The following is a 1,345-nucleotide window of genomic DNA, read 5'->3' on the forward strand; positions in this document are numbered from 1 at the left end:
ATAACAAAGGATTAGAGGGTTGCGAAATAGATAAAATAAAAACGGTTCGCGCCGACAACCAAGATAGATCATCACTGCGAACCGTTTGTGGTTCAAATACGCTTAGGATTAACCTTTCGCTTGTTGAACTTTACTTAGGTTCTTCATTTGTTCCATCACTTTATCAACCGAGAAGCTTGGGATCTCTTGACGTGGTGGGAACTCTTTGAATGATTTCAGAACTTTCGCTACTTTCGCTTGAGCAGGAACAAGCAAGAATACGTGGTTGAACTGCCATGTTTCGTAACCGAAGCCTTGGTCGCCCTTCTCTAGTGGGTCAACTTTAAGGTCGAAGATCATTGGTATACGTAGGTTTGTGAACTCTTTCGTCCAAACATCCCAACCTTCATGCTCTTGGATCTTGAAGTGAAGCTTGAAGCGCTTGTCACGCATTGCCAGCAAGTCGCCATCGTCTGACCAGTAGAAGAACTCATCACGAGCAGACTCTTTGTCTTTACCCATCAAGTAATTCATTTGGTTGTAACCATCTAAATGGTTTTTGTATGTGCGATCAGCAGACGATGATTTATAACCTTTCAACAAATCTTGCTTGATGGTGTTGTTACCCGCCGCAGAAAGCAGTGTTGGGAACCAGTCTTCACCCGCAAAGATGTCGTTTAACTTCGTATTTGGAGCAATGTGCCCAGGCCAACGAACCATTGCTGGTACGCGGAAGCCACCTTCCCAACCTGTGTTTTTCTCACCACGGAAAGGACCAAATGCTGCATCAGGCCAGGTCGCGTTCATCGGGCCGTTATCGGTGGTGTAAATCACGATGGTGTTGTCGGCCACTTTCAGATCATCCAGTTTATCTAGCAACTCACCAACCATGTTGTCGTGCTCTACCATACCATCAGCATAAGTACTGATGCCGGTTTTGCCTTGGTTATCTGGCTTCACGTGAGTACGGAAGTGCATGCGGGTTGCGTTCCACCAAACGAAGAATGGTTTTTTCGCTTTCACGGCACGATCCATGAAGTCGAGTGCCGCATCTGACGTCTCTTCGTCCACAGTTTCCATACGCTTACGAGTCAGAGGCCCTGTATCTTCAATTTTGCCGTCAGCGTACGAACGAATCACACCGCGTGGGCCAAACTTCTTACGGAACTCAGGATCTTTAGGGTAATCGACGTTCTCCGGTTCTTCCTCAGCGTTCAGGTGGTAAAGGTTGCCAAAAAATTCATCGAAGCCGTGGTTAGTAGGAAGATGTTCGTCTTTGTCCCCTAAGTGGTTTTTACCAAACTGACCAGTCATGTAACCCATTGGTTTAAGCATTTCCGCAATAGTTGCGTCTTCCGCTTTCAAA

General features: G+C 46.3%; 1 protein-coding gene. It reads right to left on the minus strand.

Going from position 1 to position 1,345, the window contains the following annotated elements:
* Nucleotides 1–108: 108 nt before the first annotated feature.
* A partial coding sequence (locus R7E42_RS24325) for a sulfatase-like hydrolase/transferase (RefSeq protein WP_318073137.1) occupies nucleotides 109–1,345 on the minus strand: 1,237 nt, incomplete at its 5' end.

Source organism: Vibrio sp. Vb1337, from assembly GCF_033338715.1.
GTDB classification, from domain to species: domain Bacteria; phylum Pseudomonadota; class Gammaproteobacteria; order Enterobacterales; family Vibrionaceae; genus Vibrio; species Vibrio alginolyticus.